Here is a 241-nt window from a genome sequence, read left to right as displayed (position 1 = left end):
GGCCCGTTCGGGCTCGTCGCAGATCCAGTCGGCCAGGGCGGCCGTGGGGTCAATTGTCTGCGGGATAACTTTCAACGGCTATCGCCGACATGTCAGCGGGTGCTGACCAGCGGCCTATAGCTTCGCGATCTTCAGACGTTCCCATTGCCGTGGAGGGGAGATGGGAGTGGTGTACTCTATTCATGATTCCCAAACCTGGCGACCGCTCGCGGCTGCGCATCGCCTGCATCGATAATGCTGA

At 60.6% G+C, this 241-nt stretch carries 1 protein-coding gene; it reads right to left on the bottom strand.

Features of this window, described 5'->3' with window-relative positions:
- Window positions 1-49: 49 nt before the first annotated feature.
- On the bottom strand, window positions 50-241 hold a 192-nt coding region (locus tag SB764_RS44055), incomplete at its 5' end, for a hypothetical protein (RefSeq protein WP_410867319.1).

Origin of the sequence: Paraburkholderia sp. SIMBA_027, assembly GCF_046535315.1 — a bacterium.
In the GTDB taxonomy this organism is placed as follows: Bacteria; Pseudomonadota; Gammaproteobacteria; order Burkholderiales; family Burkholderiaceae; genus Paraburkholderia; species Paraburkholderia tropica.
This window is presented reverse-complemented; position numbering and strand designations above follow the sequence as displayed.